Genomic DNA, 25629 nt, shown 5'->3' on the forward strand with positions numbered 1-25629 from the left:
CAATGAATGTGGCTCGGACTGTTAGTGCTCGCGGGCTGAACGCCTCGTTGCCTCGGCGCGTACACCCCGAGTCTATCTAACTCGTCTTCTACGAGTGTCCTCGGTGGTACCTCTTTTCCAGGTGGGTTTCGAGCTTAGATGCGTTCAGCTCTTACCCCGTGGTGCGTGGCTGCCCGGCAACTGCCCTTTCGGACAACCGGTACACCAGTGGCACCCAGGCGGAGTTCCTCTCGTACTATACGCCTGTTCCCGTCAGGTACCGTCACACCCCCAATAGATAGCAGCCGACCTGTCTCACGACGGTCTAAACCCAGCTCACGACCTCCTTTAATAGGCGAACAACCTCACCCTTGCCCGCTTCTGCACGGGCAGGATGGAGGGAACCGACATCGAGGTAGCAAGCCACTCGGTCGATATGTGCTCTTGCGAGTGACGACTCTGTTATCCCTAAGGTAGCTTTTCTGTCATCCACGGGCCCCATGAATGAGCCTCGTGGGTTCGCTAGACCACGCTTTCGCGTCAGCGTTCCTCGTTGGGAAGAACACTGTCAGGCCTCCTTGTGCTCTTGCGCTCTCTTCCGGGTTTCCGACCCGGATGAGGAGACCATCGGGCGCGCTCGATATCTTTTCGAGCGCGTACCGCCCCAGTCAAACTGCCCGGCTACCGGTGTCCTCCGCCAGGAGTGAGAGTCGCAGTCACTACCGGGTAGTATTTCAATGCTGGCTCGGTGGCCCGCTAGCGCGGGTACCTGTGTACCGCCTCCTACCTATGCTGCACAGTAGCGACCACGTCTCAGCGACAGCCTGCAGTAAAGCTCTATAGGGTCTTCGCTTCCCCTTGGGGGTCTCCAGACTCCGCACTGGAACGTACAGTTCACCGGGCCCAGCGTTGGGACAGTGGCGCTCTCGTTGATCCATTCATGCAAGCCGCTACTGAAGCGGCAAGGTACTACGCTACCTTAAGAGGGTCATAGTTACCCCCGCCGTTGACGGGTCCTTCGTCCTCTTGTACGAGGTGTTCAGATACCCGCACTGGGCAGGATTCAGTGACCGTACGAGTCCTTGCGGATTTGCGGTCACCTATGTTGTTACTAGACAGTCGGAGCGCCCGAGTCACTGCGACCTGCTCTTGCACAGAGCAGGCATCCCTTATTGCGAACGTACGGGACTAACTTGCCGAATTCCCTAACGCCGGTTGCTCCCGACGGGCCTTGCCTTTCGCCGGCAGAGCACCTGTGTCGGATCTCGGTACGATCACCACACTCGTCTTTTCACGGGCTCTAGGTACGACCGATTTACACTATCTCAGGGTTCGGCCGCTTCCTGCCGTTACGGCTTCCACGGCGGTACCTGATTCGACCGGGCGAGAACCCGGCTCGGTTGTCCCCAAAGCGTCGACTTTCAGCGTGTGGTGGCACTGGAATGTTAACCAGTTTCCCCGTTGTCCCGGTCGAGTTACGGCGGGACTTAGGATCGGCTAACCCTCGGCTGATTAGCAGTGCCGAGGAACCCTTGCTCGTAAGGCCGTCGGGTGTCACACCCGACTATCGCTGCTACTGTGACCAGGATTATCGTCACCACTCGGTCCACGCGAACTCTCGCCCGCGCTTCCGTCCGAGCGGCGTGCCAGCCTACGCGATGTCCCTGTGATGGGACCGGATAGGTCTCGGTGGTGGATTTGAGCCCCGATCATTTTGGGCGCCCCGAACCTCGGCCGGTAAGCTGTTACGCTTTTCTTAGAGGGTAGCTGCTTCTAAGCTCACCTCCCGGCTGTCTAGGGCTCGGGACCACCTTCGATCGCACTTAATCCACACTTGGGGACCTTAACCTACCGCTGGGTTGTCTCCCTTACGGTGCACAGGCTTACCCCGCACACCGGACTCCCACCGTCTGCGGCGTCCGCAAGTTCGGAGTTCGACAGGATGGCCGACTCCTCTCGGAGGCGGGTCATCCAATCGGTGGCTCTACCTCGCGGACTACCTCAGGTGAGGTCATGCTTCGACATGTTTCGGCTGGAACCAGCTGTTGCCGGGTTCGATGGGCCTTTCACCCCTACGCATAGGTCACGGGAGGGTATTGTAGGACACCACCCCTAACGGGCCTCCACGTGCCTTTCGGCACGCTTCACCCTGCCCACGCGTAGATCACCCGGTTTCGGGTCGCACCCGCTCGACTCCCCGCGCTTGAACACGGTGAGCCTGGCAATGCTGCGCTCGTATCGGTTTCCCTGCGCCTTCCTCGATGGTCGAGTTAGGCTCGCCGAGCAAGTGCACTCCCTGGTTCGTTTTTCAAAACGCACGACGGAACACCGGCTTCCCTCGAGTCCTACTGAGAGGTCGCCCTCCGGTCGTTCGTCGAGGGACCTTTCGTGCCCCGTCGCTCGATCGCCAGCTGAGTTCAGGCTCTATTTCAGTTCCCTTCTCGGGATACTTTTCAGCGTTCGCTCACGCTACTTGTTCGCTATCGGTCTCGAGGAGTATTTAGCCTTCCCAGTTGATGCCTGGGACCTTCACGAGGAATATCCAATCCCCGCTACTCGTGGACTGACGCACGTCGTACTGCATCCCGATACGGGGCTGTCACCCTGTATCGCGCTCCGTTTCAGGAGACTTCTCGGGACGGGTCGGACGCTGAGAGTCAGCCGACACCACATGTCTCGTGAGAGATTCGGTTTGGGCTGGCCCGCGTTCACTCGCGGTTACTGACGGGATCGCGGTTTGCGTTCTCTTCCGGCTCCTACTGAGATGTTTCAATTCGGAGCGTTCCCCATTGCGCGAGGCAATTGCGAGGGGATTCCCATTCGGAAATCCTCGGTTCTTTCCTTCCATGCAGGTCCCCGAGGCTTATCGCAGCTTGGCACGTCCGTCGTCGGCTCTCGAGCCGAGCCATTCACCAGCTGGCACAGTAGCCAGATTGATGGTTGTCACACTAGTGACCCGGTTTGACTGTCGGGTCCAGTGGACGCCTGGATCGCACGTACATACGGTTTCATCACGCTCTCGTGGACGCGAGAGCGTTCGACCCTTCCCATCCGCGTTCGCACGGGATGGTGCATCGGTCTTGCGTAGCCCAACCGAGCGCCGTCACGCACTTAAGGCGTGCGATCCGGCGCGGCGGGCTGGCATGGACCCGCTGGGATTCGAACCCAGGGCGTCCTCCTTGCAAAGGAGGTGCTCTACCGCTGAGCTACGGGCCCGGTCCCCGAGAAGGGGGACGCGGTGGTGTGGGTGAGAGTGTGAGCCGTGGTGGTTCTAAGGTGCCCGGTCGATGCGGTGGTCGATCCGTGGACTGCGTGGTCGTGTGGTGGGCCTCCCGTGTGGGAGGTCCCGGTCAGTAGGAGGTGATCCAGCCGCAGATTCCCCTACGGCTACCTTGTTACGACTTAAGCCCCCTTGCGGAGCCCAGATTCGACCGTCGTGCGACGGCCTCATCCGGACCCCACTCGGGTGCTTTGACGGGCGGTGTGTGCAAGGAGCAGGGACGTATTCACCGCGCGCTGCTGACACGCGATTACTACCGAATCCAGCTTCATGAGGGCGGGTTTCAGCCCTCAATCCGAACTACGACCGAGTTTAGGAGATTACCGTCCTCTTTCGAGGTGGGAACCCATTGTCTCGGCCATTGTAGCCCGCGTGTAGCCCAGCACATTCGGGGCATACTGACCTACCGTTGCCCGTTCCTTCCTCCGTGTTGGCCACGGCAGTCCTCCTAATGTACCCACCCGGGCGAACCCGGTGCTGGCAATTAGGAGTGCGGGTCTCGCTCGTTGCCTGACTTAACAGGACGCCTCACGGTACGAGCTGACGGCGGCCATGCACCTCCTCTCAACGGCTCTGGAAAGGTCATCAACCTGACCGTCATTACCGTTGTCGATGCTGGTGAGATGTCCGGCGTTGAGTCCAATTAAACCGCAGGCTCCTCCGGTTGTAGTGCTCCCCCGCCAATTCCTTTAAGTTTCATCCTTGCGGACGTACTTCCCAGGCGGTCTGCTTAGCGGCTTCCCTGCGGCACAACACCCACTCGTAGTGGGAGCCACACCTAGCAGACATCGTTTACGGCCAGGACTACCCGGGTATCTAATCCGGTTCGAGACCCTGGCTTTCGTCCCTCACCGTCGGATCCGTCTTCCCGAAGTGCTTTCGCCATCGGCGGTCCGTCCAGGATTACGGGATTTCACTCCTACCCAAGACGTACCCTTCGGGTCTTCCGGTCCCAAGCCGGGCAGTTTCCACCGGACGCCCGCCAGTTGGGCTGGCGGATTTCCCGATGGACTTGCTCGGCCGGCTACGAACGCTTTAGGCCCAATAAGATCGGCCATCACTCGAGCTGCCGGTATTACCGCGGCGGCTGGCACCGGTCTTGCCCAGCTCTTATTCCAGTACCTCCCTACGGTACTGAAAAGCGAGGACTGTATGCCCTCGCACTCGGGGTCCCCTTATCGCACTTGCGTGCAGTGTAAAGGTTTCGCGCCTGCTGCGCCCCGTAGGGCCCGGAATCTTGTCTCAGATTCCGTCTCCGGGCTCTTGCTCTCACAACCCGTACCGATTATCGGCACGGTGGGCCGTTACCCCACCGTCTACCTAATCGGCCGCAGCCACGTCCTACAGCGCGTGAGCGTTTGCGCGTCTCGGCATTCCAGCGTGAGACGGGTATGACCTATTAGCCTCAGTTTCCCGAGGTTATCGGCCTCTGTAGGGTGGTTTGGCCACGTGTTACGGAGCTATTTGCTACGAGTGTGAACTCGTACAACTAGCATGGCTAAATCGGACCCCGATAGCAATGGCCTCCGGCAGGATCAACCGGAATGGGCTCACTCTTGCGAGTGAGGGGTGGCGGGGAGACTCGTAGAGAGTCTCCGCGTCGTATAGACCACTGAGGTCCGTGGTTCGAGTCACCGCGTCGACCGGGTGACACCGAACCACCAAGGCTCACATCAGATTCCGGCTTACGGCGGACCGCAGGGGTGGAATCCTCATGTTTCGTCCGGACCTGAACCGACGGGGGCGATCCACATAAGCCCGTTGATCGGGCGCGGGATCGCCCCGGTCGATCTGACCGGTCCGGGTGAGGCCGAGGGCACCGTCGCCCTCGCCCTTCGCATTACCACCGAACCCCCTTATACACTTAAGGGCGTCGGAAGCGTTCCGCCGCCGGCTGCCGATCACGACTCACCCCGGATCGGATCCGGGGCGACGGATCGGCGCCGACGACGCGCGTACTACTGTGGAGAACGGTGGCATAAATAAGACCGTCGAAGTGGAGGAGCATCGTCACTCGATTGCATGGGAGTGGGCCACGAGACGTCGGCCGAGAGGACGGAGATGTCGCGCGGCTGGAGACCGGGCGGTCATCCCCCGCTCGTACGGATGGTCCCGCCGGGGAGCGGCCGCGCGGCGGGACGTGCTCGGCGCATGGCCAAAGCCCTGTCGGCACTGCTCGCCCGCACGCTCCCGGCGCGTCCGCCCGTCACTCGTCGAGGTGTTCGATGCCTTTCTTCGAGACGTTGCCTTTCGTGATCCGGTCACCCATCCAGTCGGGTTTGTCGTCCGGCGCGTCCTGTTCCCACGCCCACGCGTCGAAGATGTGTACCTTGTCCGTCCCCTTCTCCCGGAGCCGGATTTCGGTTGGGTTGGCCTCGGCGTCCGACTCCGAACTCGCCGGAGGGAGTCGCCGCGCCGCCTTCAGGGCGGCCTGCCGGGGCATGTTCCCCGAGAACACGCTGTCCTCCTCGCCGTCCTCGCGCATCACGAAGTTCCGCTTACCGTCCTCTCGTACCATGATTTTGCACCTCTATGGGAATCGAACACATGCCACAACATAAATATATCGGCAAAGCGAGGGCTCGTCCGGGCGACGAATATAAATCCCCCGGCCGAACGGCCGTTCCCGACGACGCGCGACTCGTCGCGTCCAGCAGTAGACAACACTTATGTGTGTCCTGCGGCCAAAGGGGGCTAGACACCCCCGATGGTCCGGAAAAAGAAGCTCAGTCCAAGCGGCGCCAAGGACGAGAACGGCGAATACCACAACGTCCACGTCAACCTGCACGAAGACGAACTCGCCGTGGCCGGAATGGAGATCGGCGACGAGGTGTTCGTCCGGGTGCGCGACGGCAAGATCATCATCCAGAAGGCCGACCCGGACGACGTCGAACACGACTTCTGAATCGATGAGCGCTCGTGACCGCGGCGGCGGACGGACGATACGGCGATGAGGGGGTACGACCTGTGCAAACCGCTCCTGTTCGCGCTCCCCGCCGAGACGGCCCATCGGGCCACCCACCGACTGCTTCGCGCCGCACAGGGGACGTCCGTCGAGGACTGGCTCCGTGACCGCTACGTCGTCGACGACGACCGCCTGGCGACCGAGGCGTTCGGCTGCCGCTTCGACACCCCCGTCGGCGTCGCCGCCGGCTTCGACAAGAACGCCGAGTTGCCGTCGGTCCTGACGGCGCTCGGCTTCGGCCACGTCGAAGTGGGCGGCGTCACCGCCGAGCGCCAGCCGGGCAACCCGCGGCCGCGGCTGTTTCGCCTCCCGGAGGACGGCGCCCTGATCAACCGCATGGGGTTCAACAACGAGGGCGCCGACCGGATCGGTGCCCGACTCGACGGGACCGACCTGCCCGACGCGCCCGTCGGGATCAACATCGGCAAGTCGAAGTCGACGCCGCTGGACGAGGCGCCGGCCGACTACCGCTACACCTACGACCGCGTCGCCGACGCCGGCGACTACTTCGTCGTGAACGTCTCCAGCCCGAACACGCCGGGGCTGCGCGACCTCCAGAACCGCGAGTCGCTCGAAGCGATCCTGGGCGGCCTCGTCGACGCCGGCGCCGACCCGCTGCTGGTGAAACTCTCCCCGGACCTCGCGGCCCCGGCCATCGAGGAGGCCCTGGCCGTCGTCGACGACCTGGACCTCGACGGCGTCGTCGCGACCAACACCACCGTCGACCGGCCGCCGGGGCTCCGAAGCCCGAACCGGGCCGAGCGTGGCGGCCTCTCGGGTAAACCCATCGAGGAGCGCGCCACCGGAACGATCAGGTTCATCGCGGAGCGCACCGACGTGCCCGTCGTCGGGGTCGGCGGGATCACCGACGCCGCGGGCGCCTACCGCAAGATCCGGGCGGGCGCGAGCGTCGTCCAGTTGTACACCGGACTGGTGTACGAGGGGCCGAGCCTCGCGCGCGACATCAACCGCGGTCTGCTCGACCTGCTGGAGCGGGACGGCTTCGACTCCGTCGAGGCGGCCGTCGGCGCGGACCTGTGAGAACGCTCCCCCGGGACGTCACGGGAGATTCGCGGGGTGGCGACCCGGGGCGACTCGGGAACCCGCTCAGTTCCGGACGATGACGACCGTCTCGCCCGCCTCGACCATCTCGCCGTCGCCCGCGTACTGCCGTTCCTCCTCGATCTCGAACATCTCGGGGTCGAGTTCGGCGTCCGCGACGTACAGGCGGCCGTCCTCGATTTCGTAGTCGCCCTCGGCGATCGCGGCCTCGATGTCGGAGACGCGTTCGCCGAACTCGGGACCGACGAGCGAGTAGTCGAGGTCGATCCCGGTCACGACGGACTCGACCGGCGGCTCCTCGTCGACCGACTCCAGTTCGGCGACGTGCATCACGCGCCGGATGTCGTCGGCGAAGTCGGCCACGTCGCCGTACACCCGAACGGCGTCGACGTCGGCGTTCATCGACAGCTGGTGGTCGGTCTTGTACTTCCGGAGCGCCGCCACGACGGCCATCGCCCGCTCGCCGGCGTCGAGGTCGGCCTCGACTCCCAGCGGGGCCGGCCAGTCGGTCGTGTGGACGCTCCCGCCGTCGTACATGTCCCGCCACAGTTCCTCGGTGACGTGGGCGAGGATGGGCGCGAACAGCTTGCAGAACCGCCGGTGGGCGGTCTGGAGCGTGTAGGCGGCCGACCGGTCCTCGCCGTCGCGGAGCCGCTGTTTCGCGATTTCGAGGTAGTCGTCACAGAACGTGTGCCAGAAAAAGGAGCGGAGGCTGTCGCGGGCCTTCGAGAACTCCCGGCGCTCGAAGTGGCCGGTGACGGTCTCGATCTGCTCGTCGAGTTCCGCCAGCAGCCACCGATCGATTTCGCGGAGGTCGGGACGCGAGAGCCGCTTCTCCGGCGTCAGGTCGTCGACGAGTTTCGACGCGTTCCAGAGCTTGCGCATCAGGCGCTCGCCCGCCCGGAGCCCCTTCTCCTTGTAGGGCAGGTCGTCGCCGACGGCGCTCCCGGCGGCCCAGTAGCGCGCGGCGTCGACGGGGTACTCCTCCAGCACCTCGTCCGGGGAGACGATGTTGCCGAGCGACTTCGACATCTTCACCCGGTTCTCGTCGAGCACCATCCCGTTGATCATCACGCTCTCAAATGGCACCTCGCCGGTGTGCTCGTAACACTTGACGACGGTGTGGAACAGCCAGAAGGAGATGATGTCGTGGCCCTGCGGCCGCATGTTCATCGGGTAGAGCTCCGGTCGCTGGATCGCCATCTCCGAGCCGTCCCACTCCCACCCCGCGTTGATCAGCGGCGTCAGCGAGGAGGTGGCCCACGTGTCGAACACGTCGTCCTCGGGGACGAGTTCGCCGTGGCCACACTCCGGGCAGCGGTCCACCGGCGGGTCGTCCGAGAGCGGGTCGACCGGCAACTGCTCGCGGTCCGCGATTATCTCGGCGTCGCAGTCGCCACAGTACCAGACCGGGAACGGGATGCCCGACGACCGCTGGCGGGAGATGGCCCAGTCCCACTGGAGCCCCTCGATCCAGTTTTTGTACCGCGTGAACATCTTCTCCGGGAACCACTCCATCGAGCGCCCGGCCTCCAGATACTCCTCGGTCTTGTCCAGCAGTTTGACGTACCACTGCTCGGTGACCAGGAACTCGATCTCCGTGTCACACCGTTCGTGGACGTTGACGACGTGGGTGATCGGCCGCCGATCGAGCAGGGCGCCCGCCGCGTCCAGGTCCTCGACGATCGCCTCGCGGGCCTCCTCCGCGGACAGCCCCTCGTACTCGCCGGCGACGTCGGTCATCGTTCCCGACTCGTCGATGGCGATGCGAAGCGGCAGGTCGTGTGCCTGGTACCACTCGATGTCGGTCTGGTCGCCGAACGTACAGCACATCACGATGCCCGACCCGGTCTCCATGTCGACGCGGTCGTCCTCGATGATGGGGACCGTCTGGCCGAAGAGCGGAATCTCGGCCTCCTCGCCGACGAGATACGCGTTCTCCTCGTCGTCGGGGTGGACGAACACCGCCACGCAGGCCGGGAGAAGTTCGGGCCGGGTCGTCGAGATGGTGAAGGAGTCGTCGGCCCCGGCGACCGGGAACTCGATGTCGTGGAAGTGCGAGTCCTGTTCGGAGTCCTCCATCTCGACCTGCGAGATGGCGGTCTCGCAGTCCGGACACCAGATGGCGGGCGCGCGCTGGCGGTACTCCCGTCCCTTCTCGTAGAGGTCGATGAAGGAGAGCTGCGAGATGCGTTGGACCCGCGGCTCGATGGTCTGGTACGTCTCGGTCCAGTCGATGGAGATGCCGAGCGCCTGCATCTTCTCCGTGAAGTCCGCCTCGTACTTCGCACAGACGCCGCGGCACATCTCCTGGAACACGTCGCGGTCGTACTCCTGGTGTTGGACGTCGAGTTCGTCCTCCGTGAGGCGCTCGGAGGCGATGCCGTTGTCGTCGTAGCCGAACGGGAAGAACACGTCCTCGCCCTGCATCCGGTTGTACCGGGCGACGAAGTCCTGCAGCGTGAACCCGTAGACGTGCCCCCAGTGGAGGCTGCCCGACACCGTCGGCGGCGGCGAGTCGATGGAGAAGACGGTGTCCGGATCTACCGCCCCGTCGCCGTAGGCGTACAGATCCTCCTCGACCCACCGCTCCTGCCACTGTCGTTCGACCGTCTCCGGGTCGTATTCTCCGCTCGGCATTGCTCGCCTGACGCTACCGGAGTGACCGGTGTTAAACGCCTCGGTTACCCACCGGCCGCGCTGCGGGCCGGCGTCGCCAACTGGGGCGAACGCCGGATCGGGCGCCACGCGCTCCCGGCGACGACTACGCCAGCGCGTCCAGCCGGAACTCGAACGCCGCGACGGGGAGTTCCAGGTCGTGTTCGACCAGCACTCGGGGATGCACCTCGCCGATCACGCCGACGGACTCGCCGTCGATCACCACCTCGGCAGCCCGGCCGTCGATGAACGTCGGGTGGTCCGTCGCGGGGGTCGACAGGTCGACGCCGAAGTCACGACACAGCGCGGCGAGTCGCGCCTTCGCGTCCTCGTAGGTCGCGTCGTGGCGCGCGAGGACCGCGGCGACCGTCCGATGCTCCGCGACGCCCGTGTTCTCGTCGTCGTCCGCGCGGGCCGCGAGCCCGATGTCGGCGAGGTCCTGCGGGTAGGCCCGGTGGGTGTTGTTCTCCAGCACCATCAGCAGGGAGGGGAGCGCCCACGTTCGGAGCATGGTGTAGTCCTCGCTGTAGGGCTCGGTGATGGTCACCGGCTCCCCGCCGCCGACGACGTCCGATCCCGGGGCGACGCCCATCCGCTCGTAGTTCTCCGTCTCGGAGATCATGTGGAAGTCGAGCAGGTCCTCGAAGCCGAGGCCGACGAGGGTCGTCCGCGCGGCGGCTTCGAGCGTCGAGCGCTCGTGTCGGCCGCCCACGGTCGCCACGTCCGGATATCGGGGATCGAGGTCGTTGAACCCGTAGGCCCGCCCCACGTCGTCGATCAGGTCCAGCGGGTGAAGCACGTCGGTGCGATAGGGGGGAATCGACACCTCGTAGGTCGTCCCCTCCTCCTCGTCGACGGCGGCGTCCAGCCCCGACCGCTCGAACAGGTCGACCGTCTCCTCGACGCCGAGGTCGACGCCGAGCAGTCCCTCGATGCGTTCGTGGGCGACGGTCTTGGTCTCGATCTCGAAGTCCGGGCGGACGAGCGTGCCGTCCTCGTACGCCACCTCGACCTCCTCTATCGTCGCGCCGCGGGCGTCGAGGGCGTAACAGATGACGTTGCACATCCGGTCGATCGTCCACTGATCCGTGCCGGTGAGTTCGACGAACAGTTCCCGCGAGTCGGTCGACACCTCGGTCCGCCGGCCGTTGATGACCGGCGGGAACGAGAACAGCCCGATCTCGTCGTAGATGGCGGGGTAGCGCTCGTACCCCTCGACGATGTCGGCGTACGTCTCGCCGGTCGGGTGATCGGTCAGCACGTCGGCGGGGGTCATCTCCCGGTCGGAGTCCAGCGGGACGAACCGGTCGCCCTCGGGGTCGACCCCGCGGTAGGCGATGGCGTTGCCGCCCTCGTCGCCGTGGACCGCGCCCTTCAGCATCGTCAGGTCGTGGATGCCGATGGCGCCCTTGGCGCGCTTGCGCCCCATCGTCGCGTGGAGTTTCTCCTGCAACTGGATCAGGGAGTCCAGCGCGTCGTCGTCGAGGTCCACCCCGCGGATCACCGCGCCGGTGACGTACGGCCGCTCCTCGGGCACCGACTCGTCCACCTCGATCGTCCAGTCGGGGTCGTTCGTGTTCGGCACGTAGACGCCGCGGTCGTCGCCGTACTGGTAGCGGAGCGACCGGGCGATCCCCTCGACCGAGAGGCGATCCAGCCTGTCGGGGCCGAACTCCAGTTGCAGGTCGCCGTCCTCGGTCTCCCCCTCGAACTCCAGGCCGAGGGCGAACAGGTCCTGCTTGAACTCCTCGTCGCTCTTCTCCTCGTGACCCGTCAGGTCCCGGAGTTCGTCGGGATCGACGTCGACGACGGGCATCAGTGCAGCACCTCCGTGGTCCGCAGGAGGTCGAGATCACAGAGCGTCCCGTGTACGTCGCGGATGTCGTCGAAGCCGTACATGAGCATCAGGAGTCGTTCGAGCGCCAGTCCCCACGCCATCACGTCACAGTCCACGCCCAGCGGGCGGAGGACCTCCTCGCGGAACATCCCGCTGTTGCCGATCTCGATCAACTCGCCCGTCTCGGGGTGTTCGCCGAACAGTTCGAAACTCGGCTCGGTGTACGGGTTGTAGTGGGGTTTGAACTGCAGGTCGGTGATGCCGAACTGCTGGTAGAACTCCTCGAAGGTGCCCATCAGGTCCCGCACCGAGAGATCCTCGGCCATCACCCACCCCTCGATCTGGAAGAACTCGAGCAGGTGCGTCGGGTCGAGCGTGTCGTTGCGGTACACCTTCTCGACGCTGAAGAAGCGCTCCGGGGGTTCGAGGTCGCCGATCTCGTGGCCGGAGAGGTAGCGCATCGACAGCGAGGTGGTGTGGCCCCGGAGGTCGACCTCGCGGGCGACCTCCTCGGTCCACGGCGAGTGATACCCGTCGCCGTCGTCGCCGACGCCCTCCAGGTGGGCCGAGCGGACCCGATCCAGCAGATCCTCCGGAATGTCCCGCATGGGCGGCACGTCGAGGGCGAACTGGTCCCAGTGGGTGCGCGCCGGGTGGTCCTGTGGCATGAACAGGCAGTCGTTGATCCAGAACTCCGCGTCGGCGTGTGGGCCGTCCATCTCCCGGAAGCCCATCCCGACGAGCGTGTCCTTCACGCGCTCGGCGGTCTGGCGGAGGATGTGGACCTTCCCGCCCCGCTCTTCCGGCGCGTCGGCCTCGACGTTGTAGGCGCTGAACTCCACGTCCCGCCACTCGCCGGAGGCGAGCATCTCGGGCGTGAGGCGGTCGACCGTCTCCGCGGCCTCGACGCCCTCCATCAGCGCGGTCACGCCCGCGTCGGTGAGGGTGACCGATCGGATCGCCCGCTCCCGTCGCTCGACGAGGCCGCGTCGGACGAGCCCGTCGAGGGCGTCCTCGTCGTCGACGGCCTCGCCGGCGACGAGCGACGCCAGGGCGGCGGCCTCGGCGTCGGCGTCCGGGTCCGCGTCCGGGTCGGCGGCGATCCGCCCCGAATCGAGGTCGCCGTACCCCTTCCGGGTGTAGTTCGCGAGGGCGATGTCGACGGCGTCGCCCTCCAGGTCGGCGGCGCCGATGACGGCCCCCATCGAGACGGGGCCCTCGTCCGCGCCGGCCGAGAGCGCGGCGCGGTAGAGCCGGAGCTCTGGTAGCCCCGCCTCGGCGTACCGCTCGCCCTCCGCGGTGACGGCGTGGGACACCGCCTCGGCGGTGGAGACGGCGACGAGCCCCGCGTCTTCGAGGTCGAAGGCGGCGCCCGTCACCGTCTCGGGTTTCAGCCCCGTCTCGTCGCTCAACTGTTCGATGGTCCGTTCCTCCGTCGCGCTCGCGGCTTCCAACACCGCGGCCTGTGATTCCGGGAGTTGCATGCGTCGTTCTTGTTCACGTCCATCCGAGCCGGTCAGTTAGGGGTTCCGAAGGCTCACCTGGAGCCGTAGCCCGCCGAATCGGCCGATTTCGTCCGCCCGCCGCGGGCGGAGTCCGCCGGCCACGATCAGGCGTCGAAGAAGAACCCGAACCCGAGCGCGGTCGCTTCGCGGGCGAGCGAGTCGGTCGTGGCGGGTTCGGGCGCCATGTGCGTTCGATGCGCGCCGCGGGCCAAAAGCGTTCTGAAAGCCGTGGGATCCGGTCGCACGGTCAGTGGCCGTCGCCGGGAACGCCGCGCCGGTCCGAGTCGAGGTCGATATCCAGGTCGTCGAGGACCGCCTCCATCTCCTCGCGTTTCTCCTGGTGCTCCGCCAGGAAGTCGCGCATGAGTTCGGCGGCCTGCTCCTTGCAGCCGCCACAGAGACGCTCGCCGCCGACGCACTCCTCGTACACCTCGGTCGCGAACTCGTCGTCGTCGCCGGCGAGCAGGTAGGCGTAGAGTTCGTAGACGGGACACTCGTCGGCCTTGCCGCCCAATTCCCGCTGTTTCTCGGCCGTCTCCCGCCCGCCGGTCGTCGCCGACTGCACCTTGTCGTAGCCGTCCTCGGGGTCGTCGAGCAGGGAGATGTGACTCGCGGGGACGGACGACGACATCTTCCCGCCGGTCAGGCCGGTCATGAAGCGGTGGTAGATGGACGAGGGCGGGAGGAAGCCGTAGCCGCCGTGGTCGACCTCCACCTCGCGGGCCAGGTCCTCGGCGGCCTCGCGGTCCATGTCGAACGCGTCGACGTGCTCGTCGTAGCGGCGCTTCTCGCCCGGTATCGCCTCGACCAGGGCGTCGAACGCCTCGTCGGTGGCGTTGCGGTCGAGGAAGCGAACCCGGGGGCGGAGCGGCTCTTTCCCCGCCGCGCGGAGCTTCTCGACCGCCGCGTCGCGGGCGGCGTCCGGCGCCATCTCGGCGTCCAGCCAGTCGGCCGCGTCCGCACAGCGCACGGTGTCGAGGTCGTCTTCGAGGGCGGCGTGGGCGGCCGCCAGGAGGTCGCGCTCGGCGGCGTCGGCCTCGAAGGAGGCGAACGCCTCGGTCACCTTGAAGTAGCGCATCCGGGCGGCCACGTCCCGGGCGAGGCGCATGTGCGGGTCCTGGTCCGGGCCGACGGGGATGACCGTCGGCTTCGGCTCCTCCAGTTGGGGATAGAGGATGTCCGCCATCTGCGTGACCACCGACTGCATGTGGGAGACGGAGGTTTCGCCGTCGAAGCCGTAGATGCCCTCGAACTCCGCGAATCGGGCGTTCGACCCGAGTTCGAAGGCGAGATCCTGCACCTCGCGGTTGGTGGACTGTCGATAGAGTTCCCCCTCCTCGGGGTCGAACCCCAGGGCGAGCAGGGAGAGCAGGTAGTCGCGGGCGTGCTCGTCGATCTCCGCCCACGAGAGCCCGCGGGCGCTGTGGGCCTCCAGGTCCGCGATCAGCCCGTAGGCGTCGGCGCCCCGCTCCTGGTGCCAGATGATCTCGTCGAAGACGAGTTTGTGGCCGATGTGAGGATCCCCGGTGGGCATGAAGCCCGAGAGGACGGCCGCGTCCTCGCCCTCGCGGAGCGCGCGGGCGACGGGGCGGTAGTCGCGATGGCCGAAGATGACGCCCCGGCGCATCAGGTAGTGGGGCTCGGGAACCTCGCCGAGCACCTCGTCGAAGGCCTCGATGCCGAACTCCTCGAACAGGTTGCGGTAGTCGGAGACGGTCGAGGAGCCCCAGGGGTCGAGCGCCACGTCGTCCGCGCCGCCCGCGGTGTCGCTCCCGCCGTCGGGGCGGGGTGTCGGGGGGTCGCTGTCGGCGTCCTCCGGAGTGTCTCGTGTCATGTTAGGGCGTGAGTCGGGCGACCGAGAGCCAGTCTATCCCCTCGTTCACGTCGGTCAGCGCAAAAACCATTCGCTTCCGGACCCCGCCCGCGAGGCGCACGTCGAGCGAGAGGTCGCGGGGCAGGAAGGTGTGATCCGGGGAGACGACACGGATCAGCCGGGTGGAGTGGTCCATCTCGTCGACCGTGGTGAACTCGTCGTAGGTGCGGAAGTCGGCGCCGAACTTGAACCCGCTCTTGGGGACGCTCCCCGCCGCCCGCAGCGCGGCGTAGGCGCGGAGTCGGCGGTCGAAGCGCTCGCCCTCCACGTCCCGGCCACGCTCGACGACGCGGGGTTCGGCCAGGTCGAGGGCGCCCCGGCGGGCGAGATACGCCGCCTCCACGAGCGACAGTTGGAGCGGGCCGGACTCGGCGGTTCGCCCGTGGAGTCGCTGGCCGTAGAACCCCCGGTCGTGGAGGTCGTCCGGCGGGTCCCAGACCACCGCCCGGTCGGCGAGGAGGGCGGCGTCGAGGGCGCTCGGGGGGTCGTACCGGGCGTTCGACTCGCCGTCCCCGGCGTCGCCCGCCGCGCCGGGACGACCCGTCTCCAGGTAGGTGAGTTCCCCCTCCTCGTCGACGACGGCGAGGGTCACGTCACCGAGGCTGGCGGCGGGGATGGACTCGCGTTCGCCGACGACGCGGATCCGATACGCGACGTCGCCCTCCTCGGGGCCGCTTCCCCGCGGGTGGACGGCGAAGTCGATCCCCTCGGGGTCGTCGACCCAGCCCTCGCGGGCCGGGGAGAGGTAGAACCCCCGGTCCCGCAGGTCCTTGTACACGACGAAGGCGAGGGCGGCGTCCGTCGCGACGAGGAAGGCCCGGAAGTCGAGTTCGTCGTCGCCGGCGACGACGGCCTCCAGATCGCCGCGAAAGAGGAGGTGGGCGGCCTCGACGGGCGCGAGTTCGATGCGGTTGCCCGAGAGCGGCCGCCCGTAGCCGCGGGCGTCGTAGAACCGCTGTCTGGCGTCGCCCCCGACGCGAACGACGCCGTCCTCGAAGGTCCCCTGCATGTCCGACAGGGGGCGCGGTGGAGATAAAGGGCCTGCGGTGGGCGGGCGCCGTCACCCGGACCACCGATCACACGTCCCGTCCAGACACCGCCGCCCGGTCGCCGTCTCGAAGACCGGCAGTCCGCAGGGACAGTCGTCGACGACGACGCCCGAGGGGACCGTGAGGGCCGTCTCGCAGTCGGGGTAGGCGTCACACCCCGCGAGCAGGCGGCCGCGACGGCGGACGATCCGCAGGTCCGACCCGCAGTCCGGGCAGGACCACGCCCGGTCGAATCGCTCGCGGACCGCGTCGTCCAGCGGGTCGCAGCCGCGGTCGATGCACACCTCGAACGTGTCGCCGCGGTCGGCGCGCATCAGCGGCAGACCACAGTCCGGGCACGGGTCGTCGAGGACGGTCGCCCCGGCGACCAGCGGGTAGCGCGCGCCGCTTTCCAGGTCGACCACCGCCCCGCCCGTGCGGACCAGCGACCCGCCGGAGTCGGGGGCCGTGCCCACGGGCACCCCCGCCTCGGTGACGGGGTAGACCGACCGCCGGATCCGGTCGGCGGTCACCCGGAGCGTCCGGTCGTCGAGGCGGGCGGTGAGGCCGAAGCCCGGCCCGTCGCTCTCGACGGTGACCGCGTCGGCGCGGGTGAGCCACGCCACCGGCTGGTAGCCGTCGGCGTCGTGGACGAGGACGGTGCGGTCGGGCTTGACGAGGACGAGCACGCGGCCCCGGTGGGTCCGGTCGTCCGTCTCGACGGTGCAGTCGCCGGCGAAGGCGCGGATGGCGTCTGCCATGACACGGGGTGGGCGCGTCACCCGGTGAAAACGCCCGGACGAAGGTCTTTGGGCGATGGCTCACGGCGGGGACGGACGGGGAGAACTCGACCCCTACTCCACGCCCACCGTCCGCTCGGCCACGAACGGCCGAACCGGCAACTCCGGGAACGACACCTCCACCCGAAAGTCGAGCGTGTCCGCATCGGCACCGAACACGCCCACCGGCACCGTCGTCACGTCGGAGAGGTAGGTCGTCTTCTCGTGCATCTCGACGCCGTTGACGGTGACGCGAACGCCGACGCGGGCGCCGCCGCCGGCGTTGCGCACCCGCACCTCGCACAGCTCGCTCTCGCCGGCGGCGACGCTCCCGGGGACGTCGTCCCAGGCCACCGAGACGTCGGGGAGGTCGGCGGCCGACTCGACGAGTCGCTCGGCGACGCCGGCCGAGATCCCGGCCCGTTCGAGTTCGTCGGCGCCCGCGGCGACCACGTCGGCGGGGCGGGAGAGGCCGCCGGTCGCGAGGGTGCTGGCGCGGCCGGCGCCGACGCCGTCGACGGCGGTGAGCGAGACGGCGTCGCGGCTGACGCCGTGTTCGATCCGGGCCTCCAGGCGGCGGGCGAGGTTGGCGGCCCGCGGGCCGGAAAAGCGGTCGAGGAACTCCCGGAGCGCCGCCAGCAGTCGCAGGGCGTTCCGGCGGATGATCCACGCGTCGCTGCGCAGGTCGGCGGGGACGGAGTCGCTCCGGCTGGCCTTGAGGATGGCGAGGACCTTCCGACCGCCGTCGTCGAGGTCGGGGACGTCGTCGCCCAGGACCGCGTCGACGGCGTCCGCTTCGGACTGCCGGGCGGAGACGGAGTCGAACTCGGCGGCCGCGGCGACGGTTTCGAGGACGGCGTCGGCGTCGATCCGGTCGCGGTCGGCCAGGTCGCGGAAGGCCCGCGCGGTCGAGAGCCGGAGGTAGTACTTCGAGGCGAGGCGCCCGAGGGGCGTGGAGTCGAGGGCGAGGTCCGATCCCATCTCGACGAACCCGCGGTCGACGAGCGATTCGAGCGTCTCGCGCACCCGGTCGCGGAGCCCCTCGAAGTCGTAGGCGGCGGGCTCCGACGCCGCGCGGACGTAGTAGTAGGTCGTCTCCAGCCACGAGAGGACGTCGTCGAGGTCGGAGAGGGTGCCCATCGCGATCTCGGCGTTGAGGTGGGCGTCGAGGTCCGCCGCGAGGTGGGACTCGATCTCCGTGCCCTCCCGCAGGAGGCGACGGTAGCGATCCGCGTCCGAGCGGTCACAGATCACCCAGCCGTAGCCAACGTCGTCGTAGCCGGGGCGACCGGCGCGGCCGAGCATCTGGAGCAGATCGAGCGGGCTGATGTCCACCTCGCCCTCCAGCGGGTCGTGGTACTTGGTGTCGCGGACGATCACGCAGCGCGCGGGGAGGTTGACCCCCCACGCGAGGGTGGAGGTCGAAAAGAGGACGGCGATCTTCCCCTCGCGGAACCACGTCTCGATCCGGTCGCGGTCGGCCTTCGAGAGGCCGGCGTGGTGGAAGGCCACGCCGTCGAGGACGGCCTTCCGGAGACGGTCGTCCTCCAGCGTCTTCGTCTCGTTGTGGAAGTCGTAGTCGCCGCGGGACCCGACGGGCACGTCGCGTTCGGCGAGTTCGTCGCGCGTCTTGGCGGCGGCGCTGACGGCGTCCTGTCGGGAGGCGACGAAGACGAGCGCCTGGCCGTCCTCGCGGACGTGCGGTTCGGCCAGATCGAGCGCGCGGTAGAGCCGGCGGTACTTGTCGGCAAACGAGTTCTCGCCGTGGGTGTAGGTCTTCACGCCGGTCTGCAGGTCGACGGGGCGGTAGTCGTCGCCGAAGGCGAAGGTGGCCTCGGGCGGGGCGTCGAGCCAGTCGGCCACGTCGCCGACGTTCGGCATCGTCGCCGAGAGCGCGACGAACCGTGGATCACACAGGCGGCGCAGGCGGGAGACGGTGACTTCGAGGACGCCCCCGCGGCCCTCGGAGTCGAGTAGGTGGACCTCGTCGATGACGACGCAGTCGACGTCGGTCACGAAGTCGTAGCGCCGGGAGTCGTGTTTGCGGGTGGCCGAGTCCACCTTCTCGGGGGTCATCACGAGCACGTCGGCGTGGCGGGCCCGCCGCGGGTGCAGGTCGCGCTCCCCCGTGACGACGTACACGGAGTAGCCGAGGTCCTCGAAGCGCTCCCACTCGCTTTCCTTCTCGTTCGTCAGGGCGCGCATCGGGGCGACGAAGAGGGCGGTCCCCCCCTCGCTCAGCGTCTTGCAGATGGCGAGTTCCGCCAGCGCGGTCTTGCCGCTCGCCGTCGGCGCCGACGCGACGACGTTGTGGTCGGTGTCGACGAGGACGGGCAGCGCCTCCCGCTGCATCCGGTTGAACTCCTCGAAGTCGAAGGCGTCGGCGAACTCCGGGACGGCGTCGGCGACCTTCACGCGATCGGCACCCCCCGTCGGGCGCGGGGCGGACGGCGGCCGTGGCGGGTCATGTGCGAGTCCGGGGGCCGTGTGGGCAAAGGCGTTTCCGTCGCGGGCGCCGTCAGTCCGTGGTCGCGGCGCCCTCGTCCTCGGCGCCTCCCTCGTCGACTGCGCCGGCGAACAGGCCCCGGTGGCGCGCGCGGAGGTAGTAGGCACCGACGCCGACGGCCGCGGCGACGTTCGACCCCGTGACCGCCCAGAAGACGGCGGGCATCCCCAGGTCGAACCCGGGGACGACGGCGACGCCGAGGACCGACGCCGACGCGGTGGCGGGCAGGGCCAGCGCCGCGACGGGCAGGCGCACCGCCCAGTATTTCAACAGGTCGGCGACGAAACTCGTCCGGGTGCGCCCCGTGCCGTTGAACGCCGCGAGCAGGAGGTCGACGGCGCCGATGGCGGGGTAGCCGTACGCGAGGATCGTGAGGTACTGGACCGTGAGGGCGAGGCCGTCGCCGGAGAGGTCGGGGACGAACAGGCGCGCGACGGGGCCGGGGACGAGCCACTGGATCGCACCGAGGGCGGCGAGGGCGACGACGGCGACGCCGACGCCGACGCGCGCCGTCCGCCCCGCCCGGTCCGGGCGCCCGGCGCCGACGTTCTGGCCGACCATGCTCTGGGCGGCCTGCGCGAGGCCGCGGGAGGGGAGGACGGCGACGCTGGCGACCCGGGCGCCGACGGTGTAGGCGGCGAGGCCGGCGGCGCCGCCGGCGAGGGCGACGACGCCGACCAACAGGACGCGGACGCTCTGGCTGACCACCTGCCGGCCGGTGATGGGTGCGCCGACCGAGAGGAGGGCACGGAAGTCGGCGACGGTGAGGGTGAGGTGGCGACGCGAGAGGCGCATTCGGGGGCCGAGCGCGAGCGCGAGCGCGAGACAGAGGCCGGCGGCGTAGCCGGCGACCGTCGCCAGCGCCGCGCCGCGGATCCCCATGGCCGGGAACGGCCCCCACCCGAAGATCAGGAACGGGTCGAGGACGACGTTGACGGCGACGGTGGCGACGTTGATCGCGAGGGAGGCACGGGAGTCGCCGCGGCCGACGAAGCCGGCTTCGAGCGCGTCGCTCGCGCCCGCCATCGGGAGGCCGAGGGCGACGACCCCGAGGTAGATGGCGGCGGCGGGCGCCACGTCGGGACCGGCGCCGACCAGGCGGACGATGGGCGCGGCGCCGAGGTAGACGGCGCCGCCGACGGCGCCGCCGACGACGAGCGCGAGGACGAGGCCGTGGACGACGGTCCGGAGCGCGCCGGCGTCGTCCTCGGCGCCGACCCGCTGGGAGACGAGGATCTGCGTGCCGACGAAGGGGGTGACCAGCAGGGCGAAGAGCAGCCCCATGACGGGGATGGTGAGGCCGACGGCGGCGACGGCCGTCTCGCCGAGGCGGCCCAGCCAGAACGTGTCGATCACCTGCTGGGCGACGCGAACGACGTTCTGGGCGACGAGCGGGACCGCGAGGGCGAGGAGCGTGCGGGGGATCGACCCCTCGACGATGGCCGCCCGCCGGTCACTCATGCCGGCGTGGGTTGACGAACCACCGACAAAGACGTGTCGGTCGGGGGGACTGTTCGCCTGCGGAACGGGGAAGCCCACACGTTTTTGCCCGGCGGGCCGAAGGGGCGGGCATGGCACGCAGGCGCAAGCCCGACTGGCTGAAACAGCGGCCACCCTCGGGGCAGCGGTTCACGGAGATCAAGGAGACGCTCCGGGACCGGAACCTCCACACCGTGTGCGAGGAGGCGAACTGCCCGAACCTGGGCGAGTGCTGGAGCGGTCGCAACGGCCCCGGCACGGCCACGTTCATGCTCATGGGCGACCGGTGTTCGCGGGGCTGTAACTTCTGTGACGTGGCGACGGGGGGGATGGAGCCACTGGACCCGGAGGAGCCCGCGAACGTCGCCGACGCCGTCTGCGAGATCGGCCTCGACTACGTCGTGTTGACGAGCGTGGACCGCGACGACCTGCCGGACCAGGGCGCCGGCCACTTCGCGCGGACGGTCGAGGCGATCAAGGAACGCGACCCCGGCATCCTGGTCGAGGTGCTCATCCCGGATTTCCGGGGCGAACCGGAACTGATCGACCGGATCGTCGACGCAGGGCCGGACGTGATCGCCCACAACGTCGAGACCGTCGAGCGGCTCCAGTGGCCGGTGCGGGACCGGCGGGCGGGCTACGAGCAGTCCCTCTCGGTGCTCGAACGCGCCGGCGACACCGCCGACGTCTACACGAAGACGAGCCTGATGCTCGGCCTGGGGGAGTACGACCACGAGGTCTATCGCGCGCTCTCGGACTGTCGCGAGGCGGGCGTCGACGTGGTGACGCTGGGCCAGTACCTCCAGCCCTCCCGCTCCCACCTGGACGTCTACGAGTACGTCCACCCCGACGCCTTCGAGACGTGGCGCCGGGTCGCGGAGGAGGAACTCGGCTTCCTCTACTGTGCCAGCGGGCCGATGGTCCGGTCGTCGTACCGGGCGGGCGAACTGTTCGTCGACGCGGTGCTCCGCGACGGCCGGAGCGTCGACGAGGCGCGCCGCGAGGCACACGCCGCCACGTGATCGGCCGTGCCCCGAACGCATAAGACGCGGGGCGGCGAGGGGGCGTCCATGGAGGGGTGTCGGCCGTGAGTGGTCGCGGCGGCGACGCGGACGGACTGTTCGACCGCGCTCCCGACGACCGCGTGCAGGTGTTGAACGAGGCGGGCGAACTCGTCGGCGACGTCCCCGACCTCACCGACGCCGAACTGGTCGACTGCTACCGGTGGATGCGGCTGGCGCGGCACTTCGACGAGCGAGCCGTCAACCTGCAGCGACAGGGGCGGATGGGCACCTACCCGCCGCTCGCGGGGCAGGAGGCGTCCCAGGTCGGCAGCGCGGCCGCCCTCGACGACGACGACTGGGTCCTGCCGAGCTACCGGGAACACGCCGCCGTCCACGTCCACGGCCTCGACCTCGCCGACATCCTGCTGTACTGGATGGGTCACGGCGCGGGCGGGTGGGGTGCGGAGGCGAACGTCTTCCCGGCGGCGGTGCCCATCGCGACCCAGATTCCCCACGCGACGGGGATGGCGCTGGCGTCGAAGCTCCGGGGCGACGACGCGGTCGCCGTCGCGTACTTCGGCGACGGCGCGACGAGCGAGGGCGACTTCCACGAGGGGCTGAACGTGGCGGGCGTCTTCGACGTGCCCGCGGTGTTCGTCTGCAACAACAACGGCTGGGCCATCTCGGTGCCGCGGGAGCGCCAGACCGCGAGTCCGACCCTCGCGGGCAAGGCCGCCGCGTACGGCATCGACGGCGTGCAGGTCGACGGGATGGATCCGCTGGCGACGTACGCGGTCACCCGGGCGGCGGTGGAGAAGGCCCGCGACCCGGACGGGCGCCCGCGGCCGACGCTGATCGAGGCGGTGCAGTACCGCTTCGGCGCCCACACCACCGCCGACGACCCGTCCGTCTACCGCGACGAGGCGGAGGTCGAGGCGTGGCGAAAGCGGGATCCGATCCCCCGACTCGAACGCTTCCTCCGCGAGACGGGGCGACTCGACGACGGCCGGATCGCCGACATCGAGGACGAGGTTCGCGCGACGGTGACGGCGGCCATCGAGCGGGCGGAAACCACCGCCCGCCCCGATCCGGCGTCCATATTCGACGACGTGTACGCCGAGCGACGGGGCGAACTGGACCGACAGCGGGCGGCGCTGAACCGACTGCGCGAGCGACACGGCGAGGACGGCTTCCTGAGGGACTGACATGACCACGGACACACAGAACCTGACGCTGGTACAGGCGGTACGGGACGGTCTGGAGACCGAGATGCACCGCGACGAGGACGTGATCGTCCTCGGGGAGGACGTGGGCAAGAACGGCGGCGTCTTCCGCGCGACCGAGGGGCTCTACGAGGCGTTCGGCGAGGACCGCGTGATCGACACGCCGCTGGCGGAGTCGGGCATCGTCGGCACCTCCATCGGCATGGCCGCCTACGGCCTCCGGCCCGTGCCCGAGATCCAGTTCATGGGCTTCATCTACCCCGCCTTCGACCAGATCGTCAGCCACGCGGCCCGCATCCGCTCCCGGAGTCGCGGGCGCTTCACCTGTCCGATGGTGGTCCGGGCGCCCTACGGCGGCGGCATCCGCGCGCCGGAACACCACTCGGAGTCGAAGGAGGCCTTCTTCGTCCACGAACCGGGACTGAAGGTGGTGGTGCCGTCGACGCCGGCCGACACGAAGGGGCTGCTCGCGTCGGCCATCCGCGATCCCGACCCGGTGATCTTCCTCGAACCGAAGCTGATCTACCGCGCCTTCCGCGAGGACGTGCCCGAGGGCGACCACACGGTCCCGCTGGGCGAGGCCGCGGTCCGGCGCGAGGGGAGCGACGTGTCGGTGTTCACGTGGGGGGCGATGACCAGACCGACCATGGAGGCCGCGGAGACGCTCGCTTCGGAGGGCGTCGAGTGCGAGGTGGTCGACCTGCGGACGCTCTCGCCGCTGGACCGCGAAGCGATCGTCGAGTCCTTCGAGAAGACGGGGCGGGCCGCGGTGGTCCACGAGGCGCCGAAGACGGGCGGGTTGGGCGGGGAGATCACCGCCATCCTCCAGGAGGAGGCGCTGCTCTACCAGGAGGCGCCGGTCGAGCGGATCACGGGCTTCGACACGCCCGTGCCGCTGTACGCCCTGGAGGACTACTACCTCCCCTCGCCGACGCGGATCGAGGAGGGGCTCCGGGAGGTCGTCGACTTCCCATGACCGTCGAGACGTTCAAACTCCCCGACGTCGGCGAGGGGGTCGCGGAAGGCGAACTCGTCCGCTGGCTGGTCGAACCGGGCGAGCGGATCGAGGAGGACCAGCCGCTCGCGGAGGTGGAGACGGACAAGGCCGTCGTCGACCTCCCCTCACCGTACGCGGGGACGGTGACGGAACTCCACGCCGAGGAAGGGGAGATGGTGCCCGTCGGGAGCGTCATCGTCTCCGTCGAGGTGGAGGGAGAGGCGAGCGAGGGGTCGGCAGCCGAGAGCGGGACGGCGAGCGAGGGGTCGGCGACCGACGACGGGACGGCGGGGCGCGTCTTCGCGCCGCCGACCGTCCGCCGGCTGGCGCGCGAACTCGGCGTGGCCCTCGGGCGCGTCGAGGGGTCGGGCGCCGGCGGCCGGATCACCGGGGCGGACGTGCGCGCGGCGGCCGAGGGCTCGGCCGACGAGGAGGCGACCGGCGGGGACGCCGGCGAGGCGGCGGCCGAGGCGGCGACCGAGACGGCCGACGCGAGCGAGGAGCCGTCCCGCGGGGCGGCGGGGGTCGGCCGGGCGGGCGGCCGGGAGCGCGCGGACCGCGACCGGACCCTCGCGACGCCCGCGACCCGGCGCCTCGCGGACGAACTCGGCGTGGCCCTCGACGCGGTGCCGACGGATCGGGAGCGCGACGGCGTCGCCTTCGTCACGGCCGCGATGGTTCGGGAGTTCGCGGCGGGGGAGTCCCGCTCCGACGACCGGGCGGCGGCCGACGAACCACGGCCCGGCGACCGCATCCCCTACCGCGGGATCAGGCGCTCCATCGGCGAGCAGATGGAGCGCTCGAAGTACACGGCGCCCCACGTCACCCACACGGACGAGGTGGACGTGACGGCGCTGGTGGAGACGAAGGCCGACCTCGAACCCTACGCCGCGGAGTCGGGGGTCGACCTCACCTACCTCCCGTTCGTGATGCGCGCGGTCGCGCGGGCACTCGCCGAGTTCCCGCGAGTCAACGCCGAACTCGACGCGGAAGCCGAGGAGATCGTCTGCCACGACGCGTACAACCTGGGCGTGGCGACGGCGACGGACGCCGGCCTGATGGTGCCGGTCGTCGAGGACGTGGACGAGAAGGGGCTCCTCGACCTCGCCGCGGAGACGGCACGGAAGGTGTCACGGGCCCGCGACCGGAGCATCGCTCGCGAGGAGATGCAGGGCGGCACGTTCACCATCACGAACGTCGGGGTGATCGGCGGGGAGTACGCCACGCCCATCGTCAACTACCCCGAGGTGGCGATCCTGGCGCTGGGAGCGATCAAGCAGCGCCCCCGCGTCGTCGACGGCGAGGTGGTGCCGCGTCACACCCTGCCGCTGTCGCTGTCGGTCGATCACCGCGTCGTCGACGGCGCGGTGGCCGCCCGCTTCACCAACCGGGTGATGGAGTTGCTGGCCAGTCCCGCCCGACTTCTGGTTGAATACTGAAGGCGGTCATTTATC

16 protein-coding genes, 1 tRNA gene and 2 rRNA genes are annotated in these 25629 nt (G+C 68.7%); 6 read left to right on the forward strand and 13 right to left on the reverse strand.

Going from position 1 to position 25629, the window contains the following annotated elements; genetic code table 11:
• Positions 1-3 precede the first annotated feature (3 nt).
• The 4 genes from NBT67_RS11425 to NBT67_RS11440 form a co-directional block, all read right to left on the reverse strand.
• A 23S ribosomal RNA gene (locus NBT67_RS11425) occupies positions 4-2916 on the reverse strand.
• Positions 2917-3123: 207 nt separating this feature from the next.
• A tRNA-Ala gene (locus NBT67_RS11430) sits at positions 3124-3195 on the reverse strand.
• A gap of 139 nt (positions 3196-3334) precedes the next feature.
• Positions 3335-4805 (reverse strand): 16S ribosomal RNA (locus tag NBT67_RS11435).
• Together the 16S and 23S rRNA genes with 1 tRNA gene alongside form the textbook arrangement of a ribosomal RNA operon.
• A 660-nt stretch (positions 4806-5465) precedes the next feature.
• Positions 5466-5777 (reverse strand): non-histone chromosomal MC1 family protein, encoded by a 312-nt coding sequence (locus NBT67_RS11440; RefSeq protein WP_251341842.1) that lies wholly within the window; start codon positions 5775-5777, stop codon positions 5466-5468.
• Positions 5778-5966: 189 nt separating this feature from the next.
• Between NBT67_RS11440 and NBT67_RS11445 the strand changes: the two genes are divergently transcribed.
• Positions 5967-6164 carry a hypothetical protein gene (locus tag NBT67_RS11445; RefSeq protein ID WP_114584771.1) on the forward strand — a complete coding sequence of 66 codons (198 nt, stop codon included), beginning with the start codon at positions 5967-5969 and terminating at the stop codon, positions 6162-6164.
• Between the two features lie 45 nt (positions 6165-6209).
• A complete protein-coding gene (locus NBT67_RS11450) occupies positions 6210-7265 on the forward strand; it encodes a quinone-dependent dihydroorotate dehydrogenase (protein ID WP_251341843.1) in 1056 nt (351 codons plus the stop codon).
• Between the two features lie 66 nt (positions 7266-7331).
• Here the strand turns inward: NBT67_RS11450 and NBT67_RS11455 are convergent, their stop codons facing one another.
• From NBT67_RS11455 to NBT67_RS11495, 9 genes are all read right to left on the reverse strand, one after another.
• Positions 7332-9926, reverse strand: coding sequence for a valine--tRNA ligase (locus tag NBT67_RS11455; RefSeq protein WP_251341844.1), 2595 nt, complete (start codon positions 9924-9926; stop codon positions 7332-7334).
• Positions 9927-10050: 124 nt separating this feature from the next.
• A complete protein-coding gene (gene pheT, locus NBT67_RS11460) occupies positions 10051-11760 on the reverse strand; it encodes a phenylalanine--tRNA ligase subunit beta (RefSeq protein ID WP_251341845.1) in 1710 nt (569 codons plus the stop codon).
• Positions 11760-13265, reverse strand: a complete 1506-nt coding sequence (gene pheS, locus NBT67_RS11465; protein WP_251341846.1) for a phenylalanine--tRNA ligase subunit alpha — start codon at positions 13263-13265, stop codon at positions 11760-11762. Before pheS ends, pheT begins: the two co-directional genes overlap by 1 nt.
• Positions 13266-13390: 125 nt before the next feature.
• A complete protein-coding gene (locus tag NBT67_RS11470) occupies positions 13391-13531 on the reverse strand; it encodes a hypothetical protein (protein ID WP_251341847.1) in 141 nt (46 codons plus the stop codon).
• Between the two features lie 2 nt (positions 13532-13533).
• The gene (locus tag NBT67_RS11475; RefSeq protein ID WP_251341848.1) at positions 13534-15120 is read right to left on the reverse strand and encodes a tryptophan--tRNA ligase; all 1587 of its coding nucleotides are present in this window, start codon (positions 15118-15120) and stop codon (positions 13534-13536) included.
• 1 nt (position 15121) lies between these two features.
• Positions 15122-16168 (reverse strand): tRNA-intron lyase, encoded by a 1047-nt coding sequence (gene endA / locus NBT67_RS11480; protein ID WP_251341849.1) that lies wholly within the window; start codon positions 16166-16168, stop codon positions 15122-15124.
• Between the two features lie 51 nt (positions 16169-16219).
• Entirely contained in the window at positions 16220-16948 is a 729-nt protein-coding gene (locus NBT67_RS11485; protein ID WP_251341850.1) for an Sjogren's syndrome/scleroderma autoantigen 1 family protein, read from the reverse strand.
• Between the two features lie 93 nt (positions 16949-17041).
• The gene (locus NBT67_RS11490) at positions 17042-19381 is read right to left on the reverse strand and encodes a DEAD/DEAH box helicase (protein WP_251341851.1); all 2340 of its coding nucleotides are present in this window, start codon (positions 19379-19381) and stop codon (positions 17042-17044) included.
• 103 nt (positions 19382-19484) lie between these two features.
• Complete coding sequence (locus NBT67_RS11495; RefSeq protein WP_251341852.1) at positions 19485-20933, reverse strand: MATE family efflux transporter; 1449 nt, start codon at positions 20931-20933, stop codon at positions 19485-19487.
• Between the two features lie 110 nt (positions 20934-21043).
• On the opposite strand from NBT67_RS11495, the gene lipA reads away from it, so the two are divergent.
• The 4 genes from lipA (at position 21044) to NBT67_RS11515 (ending at position 25614) form a co-directional block, all read left to right on the forward strand.
• A complete protein-coding gene (gene lipA / locus NBT67_RS11500) occupies positions 21044-21973 on the forward strand; it encodes a lipoyl synthase (protein WP_251341853.1) in 930 nt (309 codons plus the stop codon).
• A gap of 65 nt (positions 21974-22038) precedes the next feature.
• Complete coding sequence (pdhA, locus tag NBT67_RS11505; RefSeq protein WP_251341854.1) at positions 22039-23160, forward strand: pyruvate dehydrogenase (acetyl-transferring) E1 component subunit alpha; 1122 nt, start codon at positions 22039-22041, stop codon at positions 23158-23160.
• A gap of 1 nt (position 23161) precedes the next feature.
• On the forward strand, positions 23162-24154 hold the full coding sequence (locus NBT67_RS11510; RefSeq protein ID WP_251341855.1) for an alpha-ketoacid dehydrogenase subunit beta: 993 nt from the start codon (positions 23162-23164) through the stop codon (positions 24152-24154).
• On the forward strand, positions 24151-25614 hold the full coding sequence (locus NBT67_RS11515) for a dihydrolipoamide acetyltransferase family protein (RefSeq protein WP_251341856.1): 1464 nt from the start codon (positions 24151-24153) through the stop codon (positions 25612-25614). The genes NBT67_RS11510 and NBT67_RS11515 overlap by 4 nt, the downstream gene beginning before the upstream one ends.
• The last annotated feature ends 15 nt before the right edge of the window (positions 25615-25629 follow it).

This window comes from Haloplanus sp. GDY1, from assembly GCF_023703775.1.
In the GTDB taxonomy this organism is placed as follows: domain Archaea; phylum Halobacteriota; class Halobacteria; order Halobacteriales; family Haloferacaceae; genus Haloplanus; species Haloplanus halophilus.

What these genes read in the sequence shown, in the direction of transcription:
- NBT67_RS11515 (WP_251341856.1), top strand. Translation starts at nt 24,151, where the DNA reads ATGACCGTCGAGACGTTCAAACTCCCCGACGTCGGCGAGGGGGTCGCG.
- NBT67_RS11455 (WP_251341844.1), bottom strand. Translation starts at nt 9,926, where the DNA reads ATGCCGAGCGGAGAATACGACCCGGAGACGGTCGAACGACAGTGGCAG.
- NBT67_RS11485 (WP_251341850.1), bottom strand. Translation starts at nt 16,948, where the DNA reads ATGGCAGACGCCATCCGCGCCTTCGCCGGCGACTGCACCGTCGAGACG.
- pheT (WP_251341845.1), bottom strand. Translation starts at nt 11,760, where the DNA reads ATGCCCGTCGTCGACGTCGATCCCGACGAACTCCGGGACCTGACGGGT.
- NBT67_RS11450 (WP_251341843.1), top strand. Translation starts at nt 6,210, where the DNA reads ATGAGGGGGTACGACCTGTGCAAACCGCTCCTGTTCGCGCTCCCCGCC.
- NBT67_RS11445 (WP_114584771.1), top strand. Translation starts at nt 5,967, where the DNA reads ATGGTCCGGAAAAAGAAGCTCAGTCCAAGCGGCGCCAAGGACGAGAAC.
- NBT67_RS11510 (WP_251341855.1), top strand. Translation starts at nt 23,162, where the DNA reads ATGACCACGGACACACAGAACCTGACGCTGGTACAGGCGGTACGGGAC.
- lipA (WP_251341853.1), top strand. Translation starts at nt 21,044, where the DNA reads ATGGCACGCAGGCGCAAGCCCGACTGGCTGAAACAGCGGCCACCCTCG.
- NBT67_RS11495 (WP_251341852.1), bottom strand. Translation starts at nt 20,933, where the DNA reads ATGAGTGACCGGCGGGCGGCCATCGTCGAGGGGTCGATCCCCCGCACG.
- NBT67_RS11475 (WP_251341848.1), bottom strand. Translation starts at nt 15,120, where the DNA reads ATGACACGAGACACTCCGGAGGACGCCGACAGCGACCCCCCGACACCC.
- pheS (WP_251341846.1), bottom strand. Translation starts at nt 13,265, where the DNA reads ATGCAACTCCCGGAATCACAGGCCGCGGTGTTGGAAGCCGCGAGCGCG.
- NBT67_RS11440 (WP_251341842.1), bottom strand. Translation starts at nt 5,777, where the DNA reads ATGGTACGAGAGGACGGTAAGCGGAACTTCGTGATGCGCGAGGACGGC.
- endA (WP_251341849.1), bottom strand. Translation starts at nt 16,168, where the DNA reads ATGCAGGGGACCTTCGAGGACGGCGTCGTTCGCGTCGGGGGCGACGCC.